This is a genomic window from Kitasatospora albolonga (assembly GCF_039535905.1).
Classification (GTDB): domain Bacteria; phylum Actinomycetota; class Actinomycetes; order Streptomycetales; family Streptomycetaceae; genus Kitasatospora; species Kitasatospora albolonga.
This window is the reverse complement of the sequence record NZ_BAAAYB010000043.1, coordinates 1-23,651: the sequence shown is the minus strand read 5'-3', so window position 1 is coordinate 23,651 and position 23,651 is coordinate 1. Positions and strand designations below refer to the sequence as shown.

At 72.8% G+C, this 23,651-nt stretch carries 19 protein-coding genes and 1 pseudogene; 7 read left to right on the top strand and 13 right to left on the bottom strand.

Annotated features, from left to right (window positions below; genetic code table 11):
- Positions 1-1,382 precede the first annotated feature (1,382 nt).
- Positions 1,383-2,195 carry an MFS transporter gene (locus tag ABD946_RS11455; RefSeq protein ID WP_345282607.1) on the bottom strand — a complete coding sequence of 271 codons (813 nt, stop codon included), beginning with the start codon at positions 2,193-2,195 and terminating at the stop codon, positions 1,383-1,385.
- Positions 2,196-2,299: 104 nt separating this feature from the next.
- Here ABD946_RS11455 and ABD946_RS11450 point away from each other — a divergent pair, with 104 nt between their 5' ends.
- Complete coding sequence (locus ABD946_RS11450; RefSeq protein ID WP_345282606.1) at positions 2,300-2,917, top strand: helix-turn-helix domain-containing protein; 618 nt, start codon at positions 2,300-2,302, stop codon at positions 2,915-2,917.
- Between the two features lie 7 nt (positions 2,918-2,924).
- Here ABD946_RS11450 and disA read toward each other — a convergent pair whose 3' ends face one another.
- Both disA and radA read right to left on the bottom strand, forming a co-directional pair.
- The gene (disA, locus tag ABD946_RS11445; protein WP_345282609.1) at positions 2,925-3,983 is read right to left on the bottom strand and encodes a DNA integrity scanning diadenylate cyclase DisA; all 1,059 of its coding nucleotides are present in this window, start codon (positions 3,981-3,983) and stop codon (positions 2,925-2,927) included.
- Positions 3,984-4,168: 185 nt separating this feature from the next.
- Positions 4,169-5,701, bottom strand: a complete 1,533-nt coding sequence (radA, locus tag ABD946_RS11440; RefSeq protein WP_345282605.1) for a DNA repair protein RadA — start codon at positions 5,699-5,701, stop codon at positions 4,169-4,171.
- Between the two features lie 155 nt (positions 5,702-5,856).
- Here radA and ABD946_RS11435 point away from each other — a divergent pair, with 155 nt between their 5' ends.
- Complete coding sequence (locus tag ABD946_RS11435) at positions 5,857-7,575, top strand: BACON domain-containing protein (RefSeq protein ID WP_345282604.1); 1,719 nt, start codon at positions 5,857-5,859, stop codon at positions 7,573-7,575.
- Positions 7,576-7,608: 33 nt separating this feature from the next.
- On the opposite strand, the gene ABD946_RS11430 is transcribed toward ABD946_RS11435, so the two are convergent.
- The 3 genes from ABD946_RS11430 to ABD946_RS11420 all read right to left on the bottom strand — a co-directional run bounded on the left by ABD946_RS11430 (position 7,609) and on the right by ABD946_RS11420 (position 11,357).
- Positions 7,609-8,418 (bottom strand): DUF1254 domain-containing protein, encoded by an 810-nt coding sequence (locus tag ABD946_RS11430; protein ID WP_345282602.1) that lies wholly within the window; start codon positions 8,416-8,418, stop codon positions 7,609-7,611.
- Positions 8,419-8,774: 356 nt separating this feature from the next.
- Complete coding sequence (locus ABD946_RS11425; protein ID WP_345282600.1) at positions 8,775-9,866, bottom strand: family 2 encapsulin nanocompartment cargo protein polyprenyl transferase; 1,092 nt, start codon at positions 9,864-9,866, stop codon at positions 8,775-8,777.
- 72 nt (positions 9,867-9,938) lie between these two features.
- A complete protein-coding gene (locus ABD946_RS11420; protein ID WP_345282598.1) occupies positions 9,939-11,357 on the bottom strand; it encodes a family 2B encapsulin nanocompartment shell protein in 1,419 nt (472 codons plus the stop codon).
- 461 nt (positions 11,358-11,818) lie between these two features.
- Between ABD946_RS11420 and ABD946_RS11415 the strand changes: the two genes are divergently transcribed.
- The gene (locus ABD946_RS11415; RefSeq protein WP_345282596.1) at positions 11,819-12,898 is read left to right on the top strand and encodes an ATP-grasp domain-containing protein; all 1,080 of its coding nucleotides are present in this window, start codon (positions 11,819-11,821) and stop codon (positions 12,896-12,898) included.
- A 22-nt stretch (positions 12,899-12,920) separates the two neighbouring features.
- Here ABD946_RS11415 and ABD946_RS11410 read toward each other — a convergent pair whose 3' ends face one another.
- Together ABD946_RS11410 and ABD946_RS11405 are read right to left on the bottom strand one after the other, a co-directional pair.
- Entirely contained in the window at positions 12,921-13,472 is a 552-nt protein-coding gene (locus ABD946_RS11410) for a methylated-DNA--[protein]-cysteine S-methyltransferase (protein WP_345282595.1), read from the bottom strand.
- A gap of 79 nt (positions 13,473-13,551) precedes the next feature.
- Complete coding sequence (locus ABD946_RS11405; RefSeq protein ID WP_345282594.1) at positions 13,552-13,740, bottom strand: hypothetical protein; 189 nt, start codon at positions 13,738-13,740, stop codon at positions 13,552-13,554.
- A 140-nt stretch (positions 13,741-13,880) separates the two neighbouring features.
- Here ABD946_RS11405 and ABD946_RS11400 point away from each other — a divergent pair, with 140 nt between their 5' ends.
- Entirely contained in the window at positions 13,881-14,420 is a 540-nt protein-coding gene (locus tag ABD946_RS11400) for a DUF6197 family protein (RefSeq protein ID WP_345282592.1), read from the top strand.
- A 46-nt stretch (positions 14,421-14,466) separates the two neighbouring features.
- The gene (locus ABD946_RS11395) at positions 14,467-14,613 is read left to right on the top strand and encodes a DUF6126 family protein (protein WP_345282590.1); all 147 of its coding nucleotides are present in this window, start codon (positions 14,467-14,469) and stop codon (positions 14,611-14,613) included.
- A gap of 33 nt (positions 14,614-14,646) precedes the next feature.
- Here ABD946_RS11395 and ABD946_RS11390 read toward each other — a convergent pair whose 3' ends face one another.
- The 3 genes from ABD946_RS11390 to ABD946_RS11380 all read right to left on the bottom strand — a co-directional run bounded on the left by ABD946_RS11390 (position 14,647) and on the right by ABD946_RS11380 (position 17,215).
- Positions 14,647-15,669, bottom strand: coding sequence for a YdcF family protein (locus ABD946_RS11390; protein WP_345282588.1), 1,023 nt, complete (start codon positions 15,667-15,669; stop codon positions 14,647-14,649).
- Between the two features lie 110 nt (positions 15,670-15,779).
- Positions 15,780-16,481 carry a hypothetical protein gene (locus ABD946_RS11385; RefSeq protein WP_345282587.1) on the bottom strand — a complete coding sequence of 234 codons (702 nt, stop codon included), beginning with the start codon at positions 16,479-16,481 and terminating at the stop codon, positions 15,780-15,782.
- Positions 16,481-17,215 (bottom strand): MerR family transcriptional regulator, encoded by a 735-nt coding sequence (locus ABD946_RS11380; protein WP_345282585.1) that lies wholly within the window; start codon positions 17,213-17,215, stop codon positions 16,481-16,483. Before ABD946_RS11380 ends, ABD946_RS11385 begins: the two co-directional genes overlap by 1 nt.
- A 191-nt stretch (positions 17,216-17,406) precedes the next feature.
- Between ABD946_RS11380 and ABD946_RS11375 the strand changes: the two are divergent.
- Positions 17,407-19,776: pseudogene (locus ABD946_RS11375) on the top strand (discoidin domain-containing protein); the annotation flags it as partial.
- Complete coding sequence (locus ABD946_RS11370; RefSeq protein ID WP_345282608.1) at positions 19,768-20,223, top strand: discoidin domain-containing protein; 456 nt, start codon at positions 19,768-19,770, stop codon at positions 20,221-20,223. The pseudogene ABD946_RS11375 and the gene ABD946_RS11370, both read left to right, overlap by 9 nt.
- Before the next feature lie 57 nt (positions 20,224-20,280).
- Here the strand turns inward: ABD946_RS11370 and ABD946_RS11365 are convergent, their stop codons facing one another.
- Together ABD946_RS11365 and ABD946_RS11360 are read right to left on the bottom strand one after the other, a co-directional pair.
- A complete protein-coding gene (locus tag ABD946_RS11365) occupies positions 20,281-21,294 on the bottom strand; it encodes a LacI family DNA-binding transcriptional regulator (RefSeq protein ID WP_345282583.1) in 1,014 nt (337 codons plus the stop codon).
- Between the two features lie 117 nt (positions 21,295-21,411).
- On the bottom strand, positions 21,412-23,651 hold a 2,240-nt coding region (locus tag ABD946_RS11360), incomplete at its 5' end, for a CARDB domain-containing protein (RefSeq protein ID WP_345282581.1).

Here is a 23,651-nt window from a genome sequence, read left to right as displayed (position 1 = left end):
CGCTGGCCACCGCCGGACCGGCTGGTGATCCGCATCGTGGAGCGACCCCCCCACCACCCCGCCCGCCCCCTCCCACCCCACGCCCGTCCAGGGTGCTCGTCCTCCCTCAGCGTCCCGCGCCGGCCCTCTGGCTCGGCCGCATCACCCGGTCCCGCAGCGTACCTGCTGGTGTCCGCCGTGTGCTCGCGCGCCACCGTCGCCTACGCCGGCGCACGGTGCGGCTATCGCCTCGCGTCCCGCTCGGTCGTGCCGGGCCGAGCCAGCTGCCGCCAAGCCTCACCGCAGGACCGAGGTCCAGGGTCCAACGGCGCCTCGCTGCTCGTGACCGCGCGTTGGCCCAGGGCCCTTCTCCTCGTCCTCTGGCCGGGCCGGTGCCTTCGGTGGCTCACCGCGCTCTGTCCTCGTTTTCTCTACGCCCTGGCCACCGCCTGCCTGTGCCGCTTCGTACGGCCGCCCGGGGTTCCCGTCGCGGGAGAAGAGCGGCAGCAGGCTGTACGGCCTCACGCGAAGAGCTGGGCGCGGAATCGGGCTGGTTTGCGACCGGATGTCTCCGGCGTCATCGCACATGATCCAACCTGGCTCGGGTCTGACCACCCCTGCTGCGCCGGTCATGTACTGCTCGGGACAACGCGTGAGCACCAAACCGGCACCCACGTCCTGCGTGCTGGCGGGCGAGCCGAGCTGGTCGCCGGCACTGCGTCCGGCCGCGTTTTCTGCCTGGTCCCGGCCCGCTGCAAGACCGGTGGGTTTTCGGTCCGGGCGTGCTTGCAGGGGCGACGTAGGGTGGGCTGGGGTCAAGCGTGGGGCGTATGGTGTCGAAAGGGAGTATAAGCTGCTCCGATGCCGTGTACGTACAGCGCGGAGGATCGCGTCAACCTCCGTGCTGACTCTGGCAACCAGCGCGGAGAAGACAACAAGATTCGGAGAGGGAGGAGTGAACCTCAAGTAATAGCAATCACGGCCCGTGAGTTAACACCGTGTGATGATCCGGAGGACGACGGGCATGCGTACAGTCATGCGACGATAAACCGAGAAACCGGAAACCGGGCCAGCTTACCCCAACACGAAATATGCCAATTAACACAAGAACGGGCACTCCACCAACAGAGCCAGTATGCATAGAGAGCGCACCAATGCGGAGCACCAAAACGAAAACACCAGCAAACAAACCCGACATCGGTAAAATTTTCAAACATTCAAACGGCAGTAAACTACCTATCATCGATATCAACCAATCTACTTTATAGACCATACGCCATCTGCCACCTCCCCGCCTGTACCATCGAAGCTCCTGCCCTACACCTCCCCCGAACCCCTTTGCCCCGGCTGCCGTACCGCACCACGTGCGTCCGATCAGGCCTCCCGACCTCCTCTCACCTCCATCACCAGGCCGTTGCCCGTTTTCTTCTCACGCCGTTGTCCCGCAGCAGGACCATGACCGGCAGCAGGGTGGTCGACCCGGCCAGGTTGATCAGTGCGATGACGCCGAGCACCGAGCACATCAGCCGATTCCGCCCCAGCTCTCGGAGGCCGTCCAGCATGCTGCCGCTCTTCTCCCCGCCGGCACCCCCCGGGCGGCCGTCGAAGCGGACCAGGCAGGCGGTGGCCAGGGCGTAGAGCGAGGAGAGCGCGGTGGCCACGAAGGGCACCGCCCGGCCGAGGCCGAGGAGCAGGCCGGCCAACGGCGGTCCGAGCAGCGAGGCGCCGTTGACCCGGACCTCGTCCTGGGTGAGGGCCTGGCGCAGCTGGCTCGGCGGCACCACCGAGCGGACCGCGAGCATCCGCACCGGCCCGGCGTAGGCGACGGTGGCGCCGAGCACGGCGGCCACCAGCAGGACGTGCGGGACGGTGAGGCGGCCGAGCCAGAGGGCGGCCGGGACGCTGAGGGTGGCGAGCACCCGGACGGCGTCGCTCACGATCAGGATCACCCGCCGGTCCCGGCGGTCGGCCAGCGCGCCGCCGTGCAGGCCGAGCAGCAGCGAGACGGTGAACTGGACCGCGCCGAAGGCCCCGGCCAGCGTCGGGGAGCCGGTCATCGCGAGCAGCAGCAGCGGGTAGGCGGTGTCGGCCACCATCGTGCCGAGCATGGAGGCGGCGGCGCCGCTCCAGAGCGCCTGGAAGCGCCAGTTCCGCCGCAGCGGCACCACCGGCTCCGGCTCGGTCCCCGCCCCGCGTTCGACCTGAAGCGCAGTCATCGCATCCACCCCGTTCACTCACTGGCCACCATTCACGTTCGAGTGAACGATTGCAGAGGCGTGACCGTTTGCGCAAGGGTCGATGCTCATGGGTTAATGACCGCATGGTGGAGCAACTGACGGAGCGTGAGGTCACCGACGTGGCGACCCTCAAGGCGCTCGCCGACCCGGTCCGGATCGCGATCATGAACGCGCTGTACCGGCGCGAACCGCAGGAGCTGACGGTCAAGGAGATCGCGGCCGCACTGGACGAACCGCAGACCAAGCTCTACCGGCACATCAAGCAGCTGGAGCAGACCGGTCTGATCCAGGTGGCCGGCACCCGGCTGGTCTCGGGCATCACCGAGAGCCGCTACCGGCTCGGCCAGAAGTCGCTGAAGATCTCCCCCGGCGTGTTCGCGGGGGACTCGGCCGAGCGGCCCGAGGCGCTCCGGGCCATGCTGGCCACCCTGGACCTGGTCCGGGAGGACTACCAGCGGCTCTACCTGGCCGGGCGGCTCGGCCTGCCCACCACCGACCCGGCGCAGCCCGCCTCACCGGGCCTGTTCAGCCACGTCGGCCTGCGGGTGCGCCCGGAGCGGGCGGTGGAGATGCGGGACCGGCTGCGCGCGGTCATCGACGAGCTGATCGCGGAGGGGAACAGCACCGACCCCGACGCGGTCGAGGTCACGCTGATGAGCCTCTACTACGCCGTCAAGCCCGATCCCGCGCCCGAGGGCTGACCACGGGTCAGACGTAGCGCTCCAGGATGGACGATTCTGCGAGCCGGGAGAGCCCCTCGCGGACCGAGCGGGCCCGGGTCTCGCCGACGCCCTCGACGGTCTGCAGGTCGTCGATGGAGGCGGCCAGCAGCTTCTGCAGGCCGCCGAAGTGCTCGACCAGGCGCTCGATCACCGTGTTCGGCAGGCGCGGGACCTTGGCCAGCAGGCGGTAGCCGCGCGGCGAGACGGCCGAGTCCAGCGACTCGGGGGTGCCGGAGTAGCCGAAGGCCTTGGCCACCGTCTGGAGGTCGAGCAGCTCCGCGTGGGTGAGCGCCTCCAGGTCGGCCAGCACGTCGGTGACGGTCTTGCCGCGCTTGGCGGCCCGCTCCGGGAAGTAGTCCCGGGCGACCAGCTCGCGCTCGGGCTCGACGCCCGCGATCAACTCGTCCAGCTGGAGCGAGAGCAGGCGGCCGTCGGTGCCGAGCTCCAGCACGTAGCCGGCGATCTCGGCGGCGATCAGGCGGACCATCTCCAGCCGCTGGGCCACGGCGGTGACGTCCCGGACGGTGACCAGGTCCTCGATCTCCAGGGCGGAGAGGGTGCCGGCCACCTCGTCGAGGCGGAGCTTGTAGCGCTCCAGGGTGGCCAGCGCCTGGTTCGCCCGGGAGAGGACGGTGGTGGAGTCCTCCAGCACCCGGCGGGTGCCGTTGACGTACATGGCGATCAGGCGCATCGAGTGCGAGACCGCGACCACCGGGTAGCCGGTCTGCCGGTTGACCCGCTCGGCGGTGCGGTGGCGGGTGCCGGTCTCGTCGGTGGGGATGGTGGAGTCCGGCATCAGGTGGACGCCCGCCCGGACGATCTTGGTGATGTCCTTGTCCAGCACCACCGCGCCGTCCAGCTTGCACAGCTCGCGCAGGCGGGTGGCGGTGAACTCCACGTCCAGCACGAACCCGCCGGTGGAGATGGCGTCGACGGTCTTGTCGAAGCCCAGCACGATCAGGCCGCCGGTGTTGGCCCGGAGCACCCGCTCCAGCCCGTCGCGGAGTCCCGTGCCCGGGGCGATGGCACTGAGGGAGGCCCGCAGCAGGGCCTCCTCACGGGAGGACTTGTCCGCCCGGTCGCTGGCTGCCACGTGACTCCTCCGGTAGACCCGGACCGCTCGGCTTGGTGCCCGGCGGTCTTGTCTCTCGTTATTGCATTACTGCATTGATGCTTCTGCCGATTAAACAGGGGAAAGTCTAACGGCGTGCGGCAATAACGGGGTCTGGGTCAGATGAGTTCGTCCGAGTCGACCGGCTCCCACCCCTCCATCAGCTCGTCGGGGTAGGCCGCGACCGGGGCCTGGCGGGCGGTCTGACGGGTGCTCTGCCTCGGGGCCGGAGCGGCCGCGGCGCCCCCGGCGGCGTCCGCCTTCGGCTTCGCGGAGGCTCGGCGGCGGCCCGGAATCGCCCGCAGCGCCTCGCCGATGTCGGAGACCTCGACCACCTTCATGCCCGGCGGCACCTTGCCCGGGTCCGGCGGGACCAGGGCGTGGGTGAAGCCCAGCCGGTGGGCCTCGGCGAGCCGCCGCTGAACGCCCGTCACCCGCCGCACCTCGCCCGCCAGGCCGACCTCGCCGATCGCCACCAGGTTGTTGGGCAGCGGGGTGTCGGTGGAGGAGGAGGCCACCGCGAGGGCGATCGCCAGGTCGGCCGAGGGCTCGGTGAGCTTCACCCCGCCGACGGTGGCGGTGTAGATGTCCTGCTTGCCGAGCTTCACCCCGCCGTGCCGCTCCACCACCGCCAGGATCATCGCGATCCGGGGGGACTCCAGACCGGAGGTGGTCCGGCGCGGGGAGGGGATCTGCGAGTCCACCATCAGCGCCTGGACCTCGGCCACCAGCGGGCGCTTGCCCTCCAGGGTGACCGTCAGACAGGTGCCCGCCACCGGCTTGTCACGGCGGGTCAGGAAGAGGCCGGACGGGTCGGCCAGGCCGACGATGCCCTCGTCGTGCAGCTCGAAGCAGCCCACCTCGTCCGTCGCGCCGTAGCGGTTCTTGACGCCGCGGATCAGCCGCAGCCGGGCGTGCCTGTCCCCCTCGAAGCTCAGCACCACGTCGACCAGGTGCTCCAGCAGGCGCGGGCCGGCGATCTGGCCGTCCTTGGTGACGTGGCCGACCAGCAGGGTGGCCATGCCGCGCTCCTTGGAGACCCGGATCAGCGCGTTCGCCACCTCGCGGACCTGGGCCGGGCCGCCGGGGGCGCCGTCCAGCTCGGCGGAGGCGATGGTCTGCACCGAGTCCAGGATCAGCAGCCCGGGGTTGACGGTGTCGATGTGGCCGAGCACCGCGCCGAGGTCGGACTCGGCGGCCAGGTAGAGGTGGTCGGAGAGCGCGTTGATCCGGTCCGCCCGCAGGCGGACCTGGCCGGCCGACTCCTCGCCGGTGACGTAGAGCGTGCGGTGCTGCGCGGTGGCCGCCTTGGCCGCCACGTCGAGCAGCAGGGTGGACTTGCCAACGCCGGGCTCGCCGGCCATCAGGACCACCGCGCCGGGCACCAGGCCGCCGCCGAGCACGCGGTCCAGCTCCGGCACGCCGGTGGAGCGGGCCGTCGCCACCTGCCCGTCGATCTGCCCGATCGGCTTGGCCGGCGAGCTGACCGGCCCGGCCGCCGTGGTGCGGATCGGGACCGCGCCGTACTCCTCGACCGTGCCCCAGGCGTTGCACTCCGGGCAGCGGCCGACCCACTTGGGCACCACGTTCCCGCACTCGGTGCAGCGGTAGGCCGGGCGCGGCTTGGCGGTGGTCTTGGTACGGGCAGCCATGGCCCACACCGTAACGGCTGCCACCGACAGCCGGGGGCGCGCAGCGGGACACGGGGGTGCGCGGAGGTGACGGTGCGGCTGGTGTTGTTACCCGAAAGAAGTACAAGGAGCCCGAATCCGCACCGGCGCACGGGCCGGTGCCTAGCGTCGGATGGGTGTCGACTTCCCCCACGCCCCAGGCCGCCGGCACCGGATCGACGGCCGCAGCCTACGACCACTACGCCGACGGGCTGTTCACCTACTGCCTCTCGGTGCTCTGCGACCACGACGCCGCGGTGGCCGCCGTCCGCGAGGTGCGCGACCTGGCGCTGCGTCACGACGCCCGGCTGGGCGCGCCCGAGCTGCGCCGCGCCTGGCTGTACTCGCTGGCCCGGCACTGCTGCCTGCGCCGGATGGCCGAGGGGCAGGACGGCGGCGCACCGCCCGCCGGGGGTGCCCCGGTCAGCCGGGAGCACCGCCGCGAGCTGGCCTCGCTGGCCTGGCCGGAGGGCGCCGGGACGTCCCCGGAGCAGCGCGAGGCGCTGGAGCTGGCGGTCCGTCACCGGCTGGCCCCGGCCGAGGTGGCCGCCGTGCTCGGGCTGCCGGGAGCGGAGGCGGACGGTCTGCTGGCCGCCGCCGAGGCCGAGGTCTGGCGGACCAGGGTGGCGCTGCTGGTGCTCGGCGTGGGCAGCTGCCCGGTGCTGGCCGAGCTGGGCGGGGCCGGGGCGGAGCACTGGCGGGAGTGGGTGCTCGGCCCGGCGCTGCGCCGGGAGCTGGTGCGGCACGTGGTGGAGTGCCCGACCTGCCGGGGCACCGCCGAGCGGGTCTCCGGCGAGCTGGACTCCGGGCTGGCCGCGCTGCCCGGGCTGCCGCTGCTGCGCGCGCCCGAGGTGCTGCGGGAGCGGCTGGTGGTCCGGCGCCAGGCCGGGCCGGAGGAGGAGACGCTCCGCTTCGACCGGCAGGGCTTCCCCCGGCACCGGGCGCCGCGCCGGCTGCGCGGGCCGGCGGTCCGTCAGCGGGTGGTCACCACCGGCGTGCTGGCGGCGGTGCTGACCGCGCCCGTGGTGGCGCTCTGGGGCGCGCACCGCGGTGCGGACGGCGGCTCCGGTGCGGCGGGCTCGGTCTCCTCGGTCCGGGTGGAGACCCCGGCGCCCGGCTCCGCGCCGCACGCCCCCCAGCCGGCCTCGGCTCGGGGCCCGGCCCCCGAGCCCGGCCTGGCGCTGGCCGGGGCGGTCACCGGCGCCGCAAACGGGGCCCCGGGCGGGGCCGGGGCGGAGGGCGCAGAAACGTTGCTCCCGTCGGTGCTCGGGCCCGCCGTCCCGGTGCCCTCGCGGAACGCGGTACGGCTCGACCGCACCACGCCGCACCTGGAGACGCCCACCCCGGCACCCCCGGCGGCCCAGCAGGGCGGCGGGCAACTGACCGTCGAGGCACAGGAGTTCGGCGAGCGCACGGTGATCACCCTGGTGAACACCGGCTCCATCGCCCTGCACTGGCGGGCCGAGAGCGACGCCCCGTGGCTGCGCCTCAGCCGGGACTCCGGCACCCTCGAACCCTCCCAGCGGATCACCCTCACCGTGACGGTCGATCAGGACCTCGCCCCGCAGCACCCCTGGCGGGCCCGGATCGCCCTGCCCCCCTCCCAAGCCGTCGTCACCCTGGAAGGCGGCCCGTCCGACCGTGGCGTCCCGACCCAGCCGAGTTCCCCGGCCCCCTCGTCCTCCCCGACACCCACCCAGACGCCCGGCGGGACCCCCACCGCCGAGCCGACTGCGACGCCCACCCCGTCCTCCACACCGACGCCGACGCCGTCCGGCTCTCCATCCGCCGACCCGAGCCCCACGCCCTCCCCGTCCGACACCCCGTCGCCGACGGTGACCCCGGGCCCGGCCTGAGCCGCGGAGACGGCCGGCCCGTCAGCCGGCCCGTCAGCCGGGCGGCTGCGCCGTCGGGTGGCCGTCGTGGAGTCCGGCGAGCATCTCCTCGCGCAGCTCGACCGGCAGCACGGCGGGCTCGAAGTCCCCTCCGCCGATGCCGAGTTCGGCCAGCCTCCGGCGCAGGTCGCGCTCGGCCGGGCGGGCCGCCGGATCGGGCGGGAGCGGGAGGAAGCCGAGCAGGAAGTCCAGCAGCACGAAGTAGTCCGGGCCGCTGAGCAGCTCGTCCCGCCAGACCGGCCACACCGGCTCCGGCGGGGCAGCCGGAGGATCGCCGTGGTGAGCGCTGAGCGGCAGCAGGAGCACCCCTCCTCCGCAGGGCTCGCCGGCCCGGACGGTGACCCGGACCAACCGCCCGTCGGCGCGCAGCACGCCTTCGTACGGCTCGTCGGCGTACGACGCCCCGTCGGTGGACCGCGGGTCGGACGGGGCGGCGGCGATCAGGTAGCGGGCGGGGCGGGCGCCGCAGGTGAGGGTGCCGATCAGCGAGGAGTCCAACTCCTGCACGGTGGCCGAGACCGCGGGGCCGGCCGCCGGGAGCTCGAGGACCCAGGGCTCGGTCCGCAGGTCGAGCCAGGCCCGGGAGTACGGGCCACCGTCCTCCTCCGGACGGTGGCGGCCGAACCGGCCGAAGCCGCCGACGTGACCCGGGTCGGCCTCGTCCAACACCTCCGGGTAGAGCAGGCGGTAGCCCTCCACCAGGGAGTGCCCCCAGCTCCAGGCCTCGGCCGCCGTCCGCCGGACCGTCCCGGGGTCCACCAGTGCCGGATTGCCCATGCCGCCGCGCTCCCCGCTTCCGGACATACCGTCATGAACCGTACGGTCCGGATGCTATGCGCCCCACCCGCCCCTGGCACGGCGGCACGCGAGGCTCGGCGCGGCAGGAGGCGAAGCCAGGGGCGCGGGGAACTGCGCGGGACGGAAGGAAACGACCCGTGTGCCGGGTACGGACCTTCACTTGCAAGTGGCTGTCCGTACCCGGCACACGGGTCACTCTCTTCCGCTGCGCGCAGTTCCTCGCGCCCCCGGGGTGACCACCAACCGCGCGCCCACGCGGCGGAGCCGCACATCAGCACAGCCCCGCGCCCCCGGGGTGACCACCAACCGCGCGCCCACGCCGCGCAGCCGCACATCAGCACAGCCCCGCGCCCCCGCAGGGGTCAGAAGGAGCGCCGCGTCACCAGTTCGGCGAGGGCGAGCAGGTCGTCCGCGGCCGACGGGTCGGGCACCGCGTCGGCCAGGTGGCCGATGGCGGCGGCCATCCGTTCGCAGGACTCGCCCTGGGCCCAGGCACGGCCGCCGGCCCGGTCCACCGCGTCCGCCGCCTCGGCCAGCTCCTCCTCCGTCAACGCGCGCTCCACCGCGTAGAGTTCGGCCAGCCGGGCGCCCGCCTCGGTGCCCGAGCCGAGGGCGAAGACCACGGGCAGCGACTTCTTGCGGGCCGCGAGGTCGGCGCCGACCGGCTTGCCGGTGACGGCCGGGTCGCCCCAGATGCCGATCAGGTCGTCGATCAGCTGGAAGGCCAGGCCGATCTCGCGGCCGAAGGCGTCCAGCGCCTCGGCCGCCTGCTCACCGCCCCCGCCGTACAGCGCGCCGACCGCACCGGCGCAGCCGAGCAGCGCGCCGGTCTTCGCCTCGGCCATCTCCAGGCACTCGGCGAGCGTCACGTCGGTGCGCTGCTCGAAGGCGCAGTCGGCCTGCTGACCGGCGCACAGCTCGACCACGCAGTCGGCCAGCCGCCGGATCGCCGCCGGGGCGGCCGGGTGGCCGTCCTCGGCCAGCACCCGCAGGGCCAGCGAGTGCATCGCGTCGCCGGCGAGGATCGCCTCGGTGATGCCGAAGGCGCGCCAGGCGGTGGCCCGGTGACGTCTGGTCAGGTCGCGGTCGATCACGTCGTCGTGCAGCAGGGTGAAGTTGTGCACCAGCTCCACCGCGGCGGCCGCTCCGACGGCGACCGACGGGTCGGTGCCGCCGACCGCCTGGAGGGCGGCGAGCACCAGGGCCGGGCGGATCGCCTTGCCCGAGCCGGTGTCGGAGGGCGTGCCGTCCGCCTCCCACCAGCCGAAGTGGTATCCGGACACCAGCCGCATCGAGTCCGGCATCGAGCCGATCGCGGCGCGCAGCGCCGGGTCCACCACCGCCCGGGAGCGGGCCAGCAGTTCGGCGGCCTCGGAGCCCTCCTGGCTGCCGCCGGCGCTTCCGTTCCCCGTCCCGCTCCCCGCCCCGTTCCGCTCCAGCGCGAAGATCCCCATCGTGCCCTCCCCCAACTCTGTCGGTTGCCTCGTACGAACGGAGCCGCCGGACCACCGGCCGGCGGCCGGCGGCTAGCCGCGGTGCGCCACGTCGACGTTCTCCAGGACGCCGACCGCGTCCGGGACCAGGACGGCCGCGGAGTAGTAGGTGCTGACCAGGTAGGAGACGATCGCCTTCTCGCCGATCCCCATGAAGCGCACGTTCAGCCCGGGCTCGACCTCGTCCGGGATCCCGGTCTGCCGCAGGCCGATCACGCCCTGCTCCTTCTCGCCCACCCGCATGGCCAGGATCGAGGTGGTCTGCTGCGGGCTGACCGGGATCTTGTCGCAGGGCAGGATCGGCACCCCGCGCCAGGTGGTCAGCAGCGTGCCGTCCTTCTCCCGGGCCGCCGGGTACAGCCCGCGCCGGTTGGCCTCGCGGCCGATCGCGGCGATCGCCCTCGGGTGGGCCAGGTAGAACCTGGTGCCCCGGCGGCGGCTGAGCAGGTCGTCCATGTCGTCGGGGGTGGGCGGGCCGGAGCGGGTGGTGATCCGCTGCTCGTGCGCCACGTTGGCCAGCAGGCCGAACTCCGGGTTGTTGACCAGCTCGTGCTCCTGGCGCTCGCGCAGCGCCTCGATGGTGAGGCGGAGCTGGTGCTCGGTCTGGTTCATCGGCTGGTTGTAGAGGTCGGCGACCCTGGTGTGCACCCGCAGCACCGTCTGGGCCACGCTCAACTCGTACTCGCGGGGCCGGAGTTCGTAGTCCACGAAGGTGGTGGGGATGACCGGCTCGCCGGAGTGTCCGGCGGCCAGCTCGATGGCGGCCTCGCCGCGCTTGTTGACCGGCCGGGCCGCCGCCTCGCGGTGGGCGCGCAGCTGCTCGCGCAGCCCGGCCGAGCGCTCGGCCAGCTGCCGGAAGGCGTCCAGCGGGAGCGCCAGCACGGTGCCGGCCGTGGTGGCGGTCACCGTGTAGGGCCAGTGCGGCTCGTCCTGGGCCAGCGCCTCGTCGCCGACCGGGTCGCCGTCGGCGGCTCCGCCGAGCGCGGTGGTCTCGCCGTACCTGCCGGTGCCGGTCCGCCGCAGCTTGCCGTGCGCGACCAGCAGCACCTCGGTCACGGGCCGGCCGTCCTCGGCCAGCACCTCGCCGGGCTCGACCCGGCGCTGCACGCAGCGGTCGGCCAGCTCGGCCAGCGGCCCGTCCTCCGGGAAGCCGCGCAGTGCCGGGAGTTCGCGCAGCGAGGGCGGCACCAGCCGGACGGCGGCCCCGGCCTGCTCGAAGGCGACCCGGCCGCGGCCGGCCAGGTACGTCAGCCGCCGGTTCACCCGGTAGGTCCCGGCCTGGACCTCCACCCAGGGCAGCGCCCTGAGCAGCCAGCGGTCGGTGATCTCCTGCATCTGGGGGGCGGACTTGGTGGTGCTGGCGAGGGTGCGCGCCGCCTCGGTGCCGAGGCTGGAGCGCGCCTGATCCGCCCCGCGCGCGGCGGGGATTCCCTGCTGGATCTCGGTGGTCATCTGCGACCCTTCCGCGGGCACGACGAACGTGGACGTGGTGGCACCCCATGGTGCTGCGCAATCGGACGCCCACGGTCCAGTCCGGCTGGCCCACTCACCCGAACTGATGACAGTTCAGGCGTTCGAGCCCCTTCGGCGCCACCACTGTGCTCCGCGCGCCCCCGTCCACGCCGTCCCCGGAAGATTTCACCTGCCGGTAACCTCTCCCGCCCCACCCCAGCACCCCCTCCGGGCAGGGCTTTTGACCCTCCGTCCACTCCCGGGTCGACGCGCGTCACGGATCGGCTGCCACCCCCCGTTCACCCGCTTCGAACGGGGCGCTAAGGTGCCACCACAAGGGCGCGACCGATGGCCGTTCTGGCCACCCTCACGCGGACGCCCTCTCCCTTTGCCGTGCCCTCCTGCCCCACCCCTCCGCTTCGCCGTGCCCTCTTGTCGCGCCCTCTCCCCGGGAGACCTCCGTGAGCGCCCCCGTCCGCGTCTGGCTGAACCGCACCTACGCCGAGAACGTCTTCTTCATCGACCTGCTCCGGGCCGCCCCGGTCGAGGTCTTCGCCACCCACGTGGACACCGACTCCCCGGTGCTGGCCGCCGCCGACCACGGCCTGCCGGAGCCGGACGGCCTGACCCCGGAGGCGTACCTGGAGTTCGCGCTGGACTTCTGCGACCGGCACCGGATCGACGTCTTCCTGCCCCGCCTGCACCAGGAGGTGGTGGCCCGGCACCGCGCGGAGTTCGCCGCGCTGGGCACCGCCCTGGTCTGCCCGCCCGCCGAGGGCATAGCCACCTTCGCCGACAAGGTGGACGGCTACGTCGCGATGGCCGCCGCTGGCCTCCCGGTGCCGCCCTGGTACCGCGTCCGGACGGCCGGTGAACTCCTGTCCGCCGTCGCCGAGTTGGAGGAGCTGGGCGAGCAGCCCTGCCTCAAGCCGGCCAGCGGGGCGGGCGGCGAGGGCTTCCGCACCATCACCCGGGAGCCGTTCAGCCTGCGGCAGTTGAACGGTTGGCCGAGCAGCAGCGTCCAGCTGGACCAGCTCGCCGGCGCGCTCGCCGCCGCACCCGGCTCGGTGGACCTGCTGGTGATGCCCTACCTGGCGGGCCCCGAGGTCTCGGTGGACTGCCTGGCCGACCAGGACGGCCGCCTGCTGGCCGCCGTCGGCCGCACCAAGACCGGCCGCCGCCGGGGCTTCACCACCGACCCGGCCTACCTGGAGCCGGCCCGCCGGCTGGTGGAGACCTTCGGCCTGTCGTACCTCTCCAACGTGCAGTTCCGCCACTACCGCGGCACGCCGGTCCTGCTGGACATCAACACCCGGCCCTCCGGCGGGCTGCACCAGCTGCGGCTGTGCGGGCTCAACCTGCCGCTGGCCGCCGTACAGCTCGCGCTCGGCGCCAGCCCGGTGCTGCCGCTGGTCGAGGACCTGCTGGGCACCGACTACGCGCTGGTCTCCTCGGTCCAGCCGGTGCTGCCCGCAGCCGCTCCCGCTCCCGCCGTGGCGGCCACCGCCGCCCCGGTGCCGCGGCTGGTGGCGATGGCCTGACGGCCGCGGGCCCGGCCTCCGGTCAGGTCGGGCCGCTCCAGTCCAGGGTCGGCGGGAGCACGCCCTCCAGGGTGAGCAGCCAGCGCTTCACCTCCACGCCGACCTGGCCGCCGCCGAAACCGCCGATCCCGTCCGAGGCCACCACCCGGTGGCAGGGCACCAGCAGGCAGAGAGGATTGGCCCCCATCATCTTGCCGACGGTGCGGGCGGCGGCCCAGTCGCCCTCGTCCAGCTCCTCGAAGGCCCCGCTGCGGGCGGCGAGTTCGCCGTAGGTGACGGTCTTCCCGAACGGGACCTCGCGCTTGAGCGTCTCCAGCACCAACCGGTGCGGGCCGGTGGCGAAGCGCCAGTCCAGCGGCAGCTCCAGGTCCCGCCGGTTCCCCGCGAAGTACTCGTCGACCCGGGAGCGCACCAGCGCCACCCGCTGCTCGTCCGCGCACTCCGGCAGTCCGGCGGGCAGCCCCGCCACCGCGTCGCCGTGGTACGAGACCGCCGCCACCCCCTGGTCGGTGACGGCCAGCCGCACGGGCCCGCTCGGCAGCGGCGTCGGGACGGTCACCCACGAGATCGACATGCCCGCACGCTACCCGCCCGGATCCCGCCGCGTCCCGGCTTCGTCAGAGGTCCGGGCTCCGTCGGAGGTCCGGGCTCCGTCAGAGGTGCCGGTCCAGGTAGTCGGCCAGTCGGCGGGACCACCGGGCCTGTGCCTCCTCCCCTTCCTCCGCGGCAGGCGCCGGCCGGCCCTCGGAGAGCGCCCGCAGGGTGCGCGCCAGGCGCGCGGCGTCGTCGTGGCTGAGCATCACCAGTGCATCGGTGTGTCCGATGGTGACGGAACCGGGCATGGCGTCCTCCTCGGTGCAGACCCCCGCCTCCCACCGTACGCCGGGTCCCCACGCCCTTCCCGCGCGTCGGCAGCCGCCTCCCCGTACCCGCTCAGGTATCAAGAGAAAGGCCACCAAATCGGTACATAAGGAGCAGCCGCATGCCGGTCCTCGCCCCACTCCTCACCCCACCGCCGATGCTCACCGCCGACGGCTCCGCCCTGGTCACCGAGATCGAGGCCTACCTCCACTCGCTCCCCGCACCCGCCCGCCTCGCCGTCCCCCGCGTCTGCCCGCTCGGCAGCGTGCTGCGCCCCTGGCACACGGGCTTCCCGCTCCCCGCCCCCACCCTGCTGGACCGCCTGCTCCGCAGGACCGCGCGGCCGACCCCCGTCAGCGTCGCCGACCACCTCGCCCTGACCTCCCGTTACCTGACCACCGCCGGCTGGGTGCAGGGCACCATGTGGGACGCCCGGGGCCGGGTCTGCCTGCTGGGCGCGCAGGCGGCGGTGCTCGCGCACGGCTTCGGCACGGCGGTCGAGGCGCGGCGCGGACGGGTCCAGGTGATGGAGGTGCTGCACTCCGACGGACACTGCGTCAGCTCGCCCGACGAGTTCAACGACTCCCCTGGTACGAGGCTCGCGGACGTCCACCGCGTGCTCGGAAGGGCCGAACTGCGCGCCCGTACACTCGGTATCTGAGCCGCGTCGGCAGACCGGCCGGCCACCACGGAGGGAGCACCCAGCGATGAGCCAGGCCGTGCGCAGCGCCGCCGTCCAGGACGAGAAGAGCCGCCGCAAGCAGATGTGGCTGCGGGCCAGTTTCTACATCGCCGGGACCCACCTGTTCGCCGGGTTCGTGATCCTGCTCTTCGCCCTGGGCAACCGGCACTGACGGTCCGGGCCCGCCCCGCCCGGGCCCGCGCCGCTACCGGTAGAGCGCGTCGAGCAGGAAGGCCCCCAGGGCCATGCCGGCCAGCAGCGCGCAGATCACCAGGTTGACCACCTTGTGCTCCCAGAACACCGCGACGAACTCGCGGATGGTGGCGCTCGGCAGGTAGTAGCCGGCGGTCGGGGCGCCGCGCACCTGGCCGTTGACCCCGGCCCGGCGGGCCAGCATCGCGGCCCGGTAGGCGTGGAAGTTGTTGGTCACCACCACGCAGCGGTAGCCGGGCACCGCCTCGCTCATGATCTTCTGACTGAAGACCAGGTTCTCCTCGGTGGTCCGCGAGCGGTCCTCCTCCCACACCCGCTCGGGCGGAGCGCCGTTCTCGACCAGCCACCGGGCCATCGCGGTGGACTCCGGGACCTTCTCGTCCGTGCCCTTCCCGCCGGAGGCGAGCAGCACCGGGGCCGGCCGCCCCTTCGCCACCTGCCGGTCGTGGACGGCCAGACCGCGCCGCAGCCGGGCGGCCAGCAGCGGCGGCACCCGCTCCCCGTCGATCAGGCCGGCGCCGAGCACCACCACGAAGTCCAGCTCTCCCCGGGCGGGGATCCGGCCGTAGAGCCAGGAGTAGCCGAGGAAGGAGAGGCAGAGGAAGGAGAGGTAGGCCGAGAGCAGCAGCACCGCGACCACGAAGGCCAGGTAGCCGGAGGAGGCGTCCGGCCGTCCGGCCAGCAGCACCAGGACGACCGTCCCGTAGATGGCCAGCCCGAGCAGCAGCGAGAGCACGGTGGCCGGCCGGGCGCCCTCCTTCCGGATCACGGTGACGCCGTTGAGGACGAGGGCCGCCCCGAGCACCAGCACCCCGAGCGCGGGCACCAGCAGCACCGCCGCGTAGACGATCATCGCCGGTGTCTCCGGCAGGTGCCGGGCCTGGGCGAGCAGGGCGGCGGTCAGACTGGTCAGGGTCAGCCCGAGCAGCACCGCGTTGCGGAACCGCCTCCGGTCCTGCCAGACGCTGGCGCAGAAGGCCAGGAAGAAGACCGCGGCCGGGAGGAAGGCGTACATGCCGCCCATCGTAGGCGGCGGCCCCGCCGCCCCCGCGACCCCGCCTGACACCCCGTCACCGGGACGGCGCCCGGGATCCCCCGAGGAGCCCGGAGATCACGGTGAGGGCGTCAGCGGCCGGCGGGCCGGGCGGTCGGAGCCGCCTGGCCGAGCCGGGCACGGAGGGCGGCGGCGGCCGTCACCGGGTCGTCGGCGAAGAAGTGGACCCGGTCCGCCTCGGCGGGCCGGCCGAGCGGGCGGGTGACGGTCACCGGGGCCGCGAGCTCGACCACCAGGTTGGTCCGCGAGCCGGCCGAGACCGCGCAGCGGCCGTCGGCCACGCTCACCGCCTTCTCCTCGTTGAAGTTCAGTTCGGTCCGGACGGCGGAGACCAGGGCGAGCGGGACGCGCAGGTCGAAGAAGGCGCCGGAGCGGATCCGCAGGTCGGTGCCCGAGACCACGTGCGGGCGGGTGACCCGGGCGGCGCCGATGGCGGCCACGGCGAGCACCCCGTAGACGTCCAGCACAAGGAGCAGCCCGCGCAGCCACTCCGGGGCGCCGACGCCCCGCAGCAGCAGCTCGGTGGCGATGCCCTCGACCACCACCACGAAGAGCAGGACCAGCAGCGTCCCTCGCTCCTCCCGCTCGTAGGGGACGGCGGTGGCGCCCGGCGGGACGCCGTGCCGGCGGCGGCGGGCGAGCAGCCAGAGGCTCTGCATCCCCCGGAGGTCGAACAGGGCCAGCCGGCGCAGCACGCGCAGCGCACCGGCCCGCCCGCCCTCCTGCGCACCCCCCTCGACCCCGGTCCCGGTACCCGTCTCGACACCGTCCATCAGCCCTCTCCTCCCAGGAGTGCGAACAGCCGTCGGATCACGGCCAGTTGGGCGGGCGCCAGTTCCTCCGCCAGCGCGGTCGGCAGCTCCTCGCCCGGGGTGCGGCCGGCCATCAGCTCGGCCATCACCGGTGGCAGGTGCGCCACCAGCTCCTCGGCCAGCCGGCCGACCTCCGGGTCGTCCGGCGCCGCCCCGGCCAGCGCGTCGAGGCGCCGGTAGAGCGGGAGCAGGTCGGCGTTCCCGGCCAACGGGCGGATCATGTCGAGGAGTTCGGCCCGCTGCTCGGGCCCGCCGGCGGTGTGGACCAGGGCGAACACGTCGCGGTCCAGTGCGGCGAAGGGCGAGCCCTCGACGGGGAGCGCGGCCAGCACATCGGCGAGCTCCGGGTCGACGGCGCTGTCCGGGTGCAGCTCCTCCTGGGCCAGCAAGGCGGCCAGCCGGGCCCTGCGGTCGGCGATGGCCTGCTGCTGTCGGGCCAGGTCACGGTCCAACTCGGCGAGCACCTCTCGCAGTTCGCGCCCCCGGTCGTCGGCCAGCACGTCCCGGATCTCATCCAGGGAGAGACCCAGCTCGGCCAGCCGGCGCACCCGGGCCAGCTCGACGGCGTCCCGCAGGCCGTACTCACGGTAGCCGTTGGCCCGCCGCTCGGGCTCGGGCAGCAGGCCCTGGTGGTGGTAGTGCCGCACCGTCCGGGTGGAGACCCCGACCAGGGCGGCCAGTTCGCCGATTCGCATGGCTCCATGACACACCTTGCCGCTACGTCAAGGTCAATCCGCCGCTCCGGCGTCGCACAACGCCACAGCCGACAGACTTGCGCCCTACCTGTCGAGATTTTGCACGTTTCCATGGACTTCATGCAGCGTCGCGCCTAGTCTCTCCCTCGCTCGGCCGTCGTCCCCCACCCACGACCCAGCGAGGCCCCCTCATGCAGCCACCCACCGTCCGCCGCCTTCGCGGGCCGGTCGCCGTCCTCACGGCGGCCGCGCTCTCCACCGGCGCCCTGCTCGCCGTCACCGCGGCCCCCGCGCACGCGGCCGCCGTCCCCACCCTCTCCCCGCTCGACGTTCCCGGCCGGGGCGCGACCGTCCCGTTCAAGGAGCAGGAGGCCGAGTTCGCGGCCACCAACGGCACCGTGATCGGCCCGGAGCGGCGTTACGGCACGCTCCCCTCGGAGGCCTCCGGCCGCCAGGCCGTGACGCTCAACTCGCCTGGCCAGTACGTGGAGTTCACCCTCGCCGCACCCGCCGACGCGATGAGCTTCCGGTACTCCCTGCCGGACTCGGCCGACGGCCGGGGCCGGGACGCCTCGATCGACCTGCTGGTCAACGGCAGCAAGCTCAAGGACCTCCCGGTGACCTCCAAGTACGGCTGGTACTACGGGGGTTACCCGTTCAACAACAACCCCGGCGACACCAACCCGCACCACTTCTACGACGAGACCCGGACCATGTTCGGCTCGCTGCTGCCGACCGGCACCAAGGTCCGTCTGCAGGTCTCCTCCACCGCGCAGTCGCCCAGCTTCACCATCGACCTGGCCGACTTCGAGCAGGTCGGCCCGGCGAAGACCAAGCCGGCGGGCGCGCTCGACGTGGTGGCCGACTTCGGCGCCGACCCGAGCGGGGCCACCGACTCCACCGCCAAGTTCCAGTCCGCCGTCAACGCGGGCCAGGCCCAGGGCAAGACCGTCTGGATCCCGACCGGCACCTTCACCCTCTACGACCACGTGGTGGTGGACGGCGTCACGCTGGCCGGGGCCGGGCCCTGGTACTCCGTGCTCGGCGGGCGCGACCCGATCAACCGCAACCGGGCGGCCGGCATCTACGGCAAGTACGTCCCGGGCGGCGGCTACGGCGGCGCGGTCCGCCCGCACGAGGCCAACGGTCCGAGCCGGAACGTCACGCTCAAGGACTTCGCCATCATCGGCGACGTCCGCGAGCGGATCGACGACGACCAGGTGAACGCCATCGGCGGGGCGATGAGCAACTCCACCGTCGACAACCTGTGGATCCAGCACACCAAGGTGGCCGCCTGGATGGACGGTCCGATGGACCGCTTCACCATCAAGAACAGCCGGATCCTCGACCAGACCGCCGACGGGGTCAACTTCCACACCGGCGTGACCAATTCGAGCGTCACCAACACCTTCGTCCGCAACACCGGCGACGACGGCCTGGCCTCCTGGCCGGAGCGGGTGCCCAACGTCGGCGACAGCTTCACCCACAACACCGTGGTGCTGCCGATCCTGGCCAACAACATCGTCACATACGGCGGCAAGGACTGGACCATCTCCGACAACGTGATGGCCGACACCATCTCCAACGGCGGCGGCCTGCACATCGCCAACCGGTACCCCGGCGTCACCTCCGGCAACGGCACCGCCGTGGCGGGCACCATCACCGCCGCCCGCAACACCCTGATCCGGACCGGCAACAGCGACTACAACTGGAACTTCGGCGTCGGCGCGGTCTGGTTCAGCGGCCTCAACGAACCGATCTCCGGCGCCACCATCGCCATCTCGGACACCGACATCCTGGACAGCTCCTACGAGGCGATCCAGACCATCGAGGGCCCCTCCAACGGCATCAGCTTCACCAACGTCACCATCGACGGCGCCGGCACCTACGCCGTCCAGGCACAGGCCAACTCCTCGATGCGGTTCACCAACGTGACGGCCCGGAACATCGCGCAGGCGCCCACCCCGATCCACAACTGCGTCGGCACCGGTTTCCAGATCACCGACGGCGGCGGCAACTCCGGCCTCACCGGCTCGACCTGCACCGGTGTCTGGCCGAACCCGCAGTTCACCTACGGCGGCCGCCCGTCCAACGGGACCAACCCGACGCCGACCCCGACCCCGACGCCCACCCCGACCCCCACTCCGTCGCCGTCCCCCTCCCCCACCACCCCGCCGGCCTGCACCCCGGGTGCGACCGCCAGCAGCACCAACCAGAACTACGGCCCCGCCAACGCGGTCGACGGCAACACCTCGACCTACTGGGAGAGCGCCAACAACGCCTTCCCGCAGACCTTCACCCTGGACAGGTGCACCGCCTCGGCCGTCACCGGCGTCCGCCTCGCCCTGCCCTCCGGCTGGGAGTCCCGCACCGAGACGGTCTCCGTCCAGGGCTCCACGGACGGCACCGCCTGGACCGAACTCGCCTCCGCGCGCGGCGTGGTGATCGCCCCTCAGGGTGAGGTCACCTTCCCGTCGGCCACCGCCCGTTACCTGCGGCTGACCTTCACCGCCAACACCGCCTGGCCGGCCGCCCAGCTCTCCGAGCTGACCGTGCTGACCGGTGCGACCCCGACCACCACGCCGACCCCCACGCCGACCCCGACCCCCACCCCGACGCCGCCCGCCTGCACGCCGAGCGCCACCGCGAGCAGCTCCACCCAGACCTACACCGCCGCCAACGCGATCGACGGCAACCAGGCCAGCTACTGGGAGAGCGCCAACAACGCCTTCCCGCAGACCTTCACCCTCGACCGCTGCTCCACCACCGCCACCACCGGCCTGCGCCTCGCCCTGCCCCCCACCTGGGGCGCCCGGAACGAGACGGTCGCCGTGCAGGGCTCGGCCGACGGCGTGAACTGGACCCAGCTGGCCGCCGCCCAGAGCGTGGCGATCGCCCCGACCGGGACGATCACCTTCCCGTCCACCACCGCCCGCCACCTGCGGCTGACCTTCACCGCCAACACCGCCTGGCCCGCCGCCCAGCTCTCCGAGCTGACGGTCCTCTAACCCGCGCAGCACTGAGCCCCCTGCGGTCGGCGGACCGCAGGGGGCTCAGTGCTGCGCTCAGGAACGCTCGCGCGGCGGAGCGGTGGAGCCCCGGACCACCAGCTCGGGCTCGAAGAGCAGCTCGTCGTGGGTGATCTTCGCACCGCCGATCTCGCCGACCAGCAGGTCGACGGCGGCCCGGCCCATCGCCTCGATCGGCTGGCGGACGGTGGTCAGCGGCGGGTCGGTGCAGGTCATGAAGGAGGAGTCGTCGTAGCCGATGACCGAGAGGTCGTCCGGCACCGAGAGCCCCGCCCGGCGGGCCGCCCGGACGGCGCCCAGGGCCAGCGGGTCGGAGGCGCAGATCACGCCGGTGACGCCCTGCTTGAGCAGCCGGGTGGTGGCCGCCTGGCCGCCCTCCAAGGTGAACAGCGCCCGCTCGACCTGACTGTCCGGCAGCTCCAGGCCCGCCTTCGCGGCGGCGGCCCGGGCCGCGTCCAGCTTGCGCCGGGACGGCACGTGGTCGGCCGGGCCGAGCACCAGGCCGAGCTTGCGGTGGCCGAGCTGCTTGAGGTGGCCGATGGACTGCTCCACGGCCACCGCGTCGTCGCAGGAGACCCGGGCGAAGTCCAGGCCGTCGATGGCGGCGTTCAGCAGCACGGTGGGCAGGCTGCGCTCGGCGAGGCGGTCGTAGTGGTCGTGCGGGGCGTCGCCCTGGGCGTAGAGGCCGCCGAAGAAGACCACGCCGGAGACCTGCTGCGCCAGCAGCAGGTCCACGTAGTCCGCCTCGGAGACGCCGCCGGCGGTCTGGGTGCAGAGCACGGGGGTGAAGCCCTGGCCGGCCAGCGCGCCGCCGACCGCCTCGGCGAAGGCCGGGAAGATCGGGTTCTGCAGCTCGGGCATCACCAGGCCGACCAACCGGGCGCGCTCGCCGCGGAGTTGGGTGGGACGCTCGTAGCCGAGCACGTCGAGTGCGGTCAGCACGGCCTGCCGGGTGGCGTCCGAGACGCCGGGCTTCTCGTTCAGCACCCGGCTGACGGTGGCCTCGCTGACCCCGACCTTCTGCGCCACCTGGGCGAGTCGTCGCGTCATGATGGGAGTGTACGTCGTCCTTCGCAAGCCGTTTGCGCTTTCTTGCGCTGCTGCCCCGGGCGCGTCAGGGGCGCCCGGGGCAGCAGCTGCTCTCGGAGGGATGGGACCTGGAGGGGGTTACGGGTTCACGGTGATGGTGAAGGTGGAGGTGGTGTTCTTGATGTCCTGCGCGTTGCCGCTCATCCGCAGGTTGTTGAAGACCACCGACCCGACCGCCGGGCCCTGGCCGGCCTCGGCCGCCTCGTTGGCCCAGATCCCGAAGCCGGACTTGGCGTCGTAGGCGTCACCGCTCTTCTTCGCCCCGGTGATCGAGATGTTGCTGAACACCGTGTCCTTGACCGGGAACTGCGGCTGACCGCCGGAGTAGTTGGTCTGGAACATGATGCCGTGGTAGGTCGGGTCGACGATGTCCACGTCGCTCACCCGGATGCCCTGGAAGACCTTCGAGGCCGAGAAGACCCAGATGCCCGGGAAGGTCTGCGAGCCCCAGAAGTGGCCGCCGGCCCGGACGATGGAGATGTTCTGCAGGTTGGTCGGGTCGGTGCCGAAGCCGTTCATCGGGTACCCGAAGTCCAGCGAGCTGATGGTGATGCCCGAGTAGACCAGGGTGTCGGCGATGTGGATGTTGCGGAAGGTGTTGGCGTAGCCGCCGTAGACCGCGACGCCGGCCGCCCGCCAGGTGAGGATCGAGGTCAGGTTCTCGAAGACGTTGTTCTTCTCGTCCGCGCCGCCCGCGTCGATCGCGGAGAACAGCGCGAAGGAGTCGTCGCCGGTGGCCCGGGCCTCGATGTTGGTGATCAGGTTGTCGGTGGAGCCGTTGGTCATGTTGATCCCGTCCGCGAAGGTGTCGCGGATCCGGGAGTTCTTGATGACCATGTTGTCGGTGTTGGCGCCCCAGTAGAGGCAGACCATGTGCTCGACCCAGATGTTGTCGATCACCATGTTGGCGACGTTGGCGAAGTCGAAGACCTTGCCGGGGCCGTCGATCCGCGAGGTGTAGTTGCCGAAGTAGGCGAAGCCGGTGAAGGAGGAGCCGTTGGCGGTCGCCTCGGCCCGGAAGCCGACGTCGGTGTTGGACTGGGTGTCCGGCGCCCGGAAGCGGGTGAACCACGGGCCCGCGCCGACCACCTTCACGGCCTTGCCGTAGACCTGGAACTTGCTCGCGGTCTGGTAGTCACCGGCCGGCAGGTAGACGCCGACCAGCGTTCCGGTGGTGTCCATCCGGACCTTGTCCAGGGCGTTCTGCACGTCCTGGTGGGTGAAGCCGGCCGGGACGGCGTACTTCGCCGGGTCCGGGTTGGCGACGGCCGTGGCCTGCTCCAGGCTGACGAAGTCGATCGCGTACTGCGAGGTGTTCCCCGCGTCCTTCTGGAGCTTGATCTTGCTGCCCGCCGGGACGGTGGTGCCGAGCAGGACGTTGGCCTCGTCGTAGATGTGCCGCGGGCCGCCGGCGCCCGGCGAGTTGCCCGGGGCGGTCTCGCTGCCGTACAGCCAGGCGTACTTGGAGGTCAGGTCGATGGTCTTCAGGAAGGACCCGTTGACGTAGACGCTGAGCGTGGAGTTGATGCCGTCGCCGCCGGCCGCGTCCGGGATGGAGAACCGGGTGACCAGGGTGTTGGTGGGCGCCTTGGTGGTGAACTCCACGGACGCACCGGTGGAGTTGAGCGTCACCGCGCGGCGGCCGCTGGCCTCGCCGGCCAGGTCGCCGACCACCCGGTTGGGCCCGACCAGGGCCGCGCCGCCGGCCAGCACGCCGTCCTCGGCCTCGTAGGTGTCGTACGGCATGTTGGCGCCGCGGCCGACGTAGAGGGACTGGGTGTCGGTGTTGTTGGCCCGCTTCACCGGGAGCTCGTTGGCGTCGTCGGCGATCACCGTCTTCACGGTGTACTTGCCGTTGCCCGCCGTCCAGCTGCCCAGGTTCACCGGGGCCGCGGTGGCACCGGCCGCGATGGCACCGGTGTAGGCACCGGTCAGGGTCTTCACCACCGCGCCGCTCGCGTCGGCCACGGTGAGGGTGATGGCGTGGGCGCCGCCGGCCGAGGCCACCGTGCCCTGGTTCTTGACCGCCACCGAGAAGTTGACGGCGTTTCCGGCCGCCGGGTTGGACGGCGACCAGCTGACCGGGGAGGCGAGCAGGTCGGAGCTGGCCACCTGGCTGACCACCAGCGGGGCGGCCGCGGTGAAGGAGTTGTTGGTCTCGTCCCGCTCGATCACCGCGTTGGCCTCGTCGACCTTGGCGGAGAGCTGGTAGCTGCCGGCGTTCTGCACCCCGGCGTTGACCTGCACGGTGGTGGAGGCACCGGCGGCCAGCGCGCCGACCTGAGCGGTGCCGACCTTGGTGGAGCCGAGGTAGAGGT

Excerpts from the sequence above, each read along its gene's own strand:
- ABD946_RS11410 (WP_345282595.1), bottom strand. The coding sequence starts at position 13,472 with ATGTCGATCTCGTGGGTGACCGTCCCGACGCCGCTGCCGAGCGGGCCC.
- ABD946_RS11395 (WP_345282590.1), top strand. The coding sequence starts at position 14,467 with ATGAGCCAGGCCGTGCGCAGCGCCGCCGTCCAGGACGAGAAGAGCCGC.
- ABD946_RS11405 (WP_345282594.1), bottom strand. The coding sequence starts at position 13,740 with ATGCCCGGTTCCGTCACCATCGGACACACCGATGCACTGGTGATGCTC.
- ABD946_RS11380 (WP_345282585.1), bottom strand. The coding sequence starts at position 17,215 with ATGCGAATCGGCGAACTGGCCGCCCTGGTCGGGGTCTCCACCCGGACG.
- ABD946_RS11455 (WP_345282607.1), bottom strand. The coding sequence starts at position 2,195 with ATGACTGCGCTTCAGGTCGAACGCGGGGCGGGGACCGAGCCGGAGCCG.
- ABD946_RS11390 (WP_345282588.1), bottom strand. The coding sequence starts at position 15,669 with ATGTACGCCTTCCTCCCGGCCGCGGTCTTCTTCCTGGCCTTCTGCGCC.
- radA (WP_345282605.1), bottom strand. The coding sequence starts at position 5,701 with ATGGCTGCCCGTACCAAGACCACCGCCAAGCCGCGCCCGGCCTACCGC.
- ABD946_RS11430 (WP_345282602.1), bottom strand. The coding sequence starts at position 8,418 with ATGTCCGGAAGCGGGGAGCGCGGCGGCATGGGCAATCCGGCACTGGTG.
- ABD946_RS11425 (WP_345282600.1), bottom strand. The coding sequence starts at position 9,866 with ATGGGGATCTTCGCGCTGGAGCGGAACGGGGCGGGGAGCGGGACGGGG.
- ABD946_RS11365 (WP_345282583.1), bottom strand. The coding sequence starts at position 21,294 with ATGACGCGACGACTCGCCCAGGTGGCGCAGAAGGTCGGGGTCAGCGAG.
- ABD946_RS11420 (WP_345282598.1), bottom strand. The coding sequence starts at position 11,357 with ATGACCACCGAGATCCAGCAGGGAATCCCCGCCGCGCGCGGGGCGGAT.
- ABD946_RS11450 (WP_345282606.1), top strand. The coding sequence starts at position 2,300 with ATGGTGGAGCAACTGACGGAGCGTGAGGTCACCGACGTGGCGACCCTC.
- ABD946_RS11400 (WP_345282592.1), top strand. The coding sequence starts at position 13,881 with ATGCCGGTCCTCGCCCCACTCCTCACCCCACCGCCGATGCTCACCGCC.
- ABD946_RS11385 (WP_345282587.1), bottom strand. The coding sequence starts at position 16,481 with ATGGACGGTGTCGAGACGGGTACCGGGACCGGGGTCGAGGGGGGTGCG.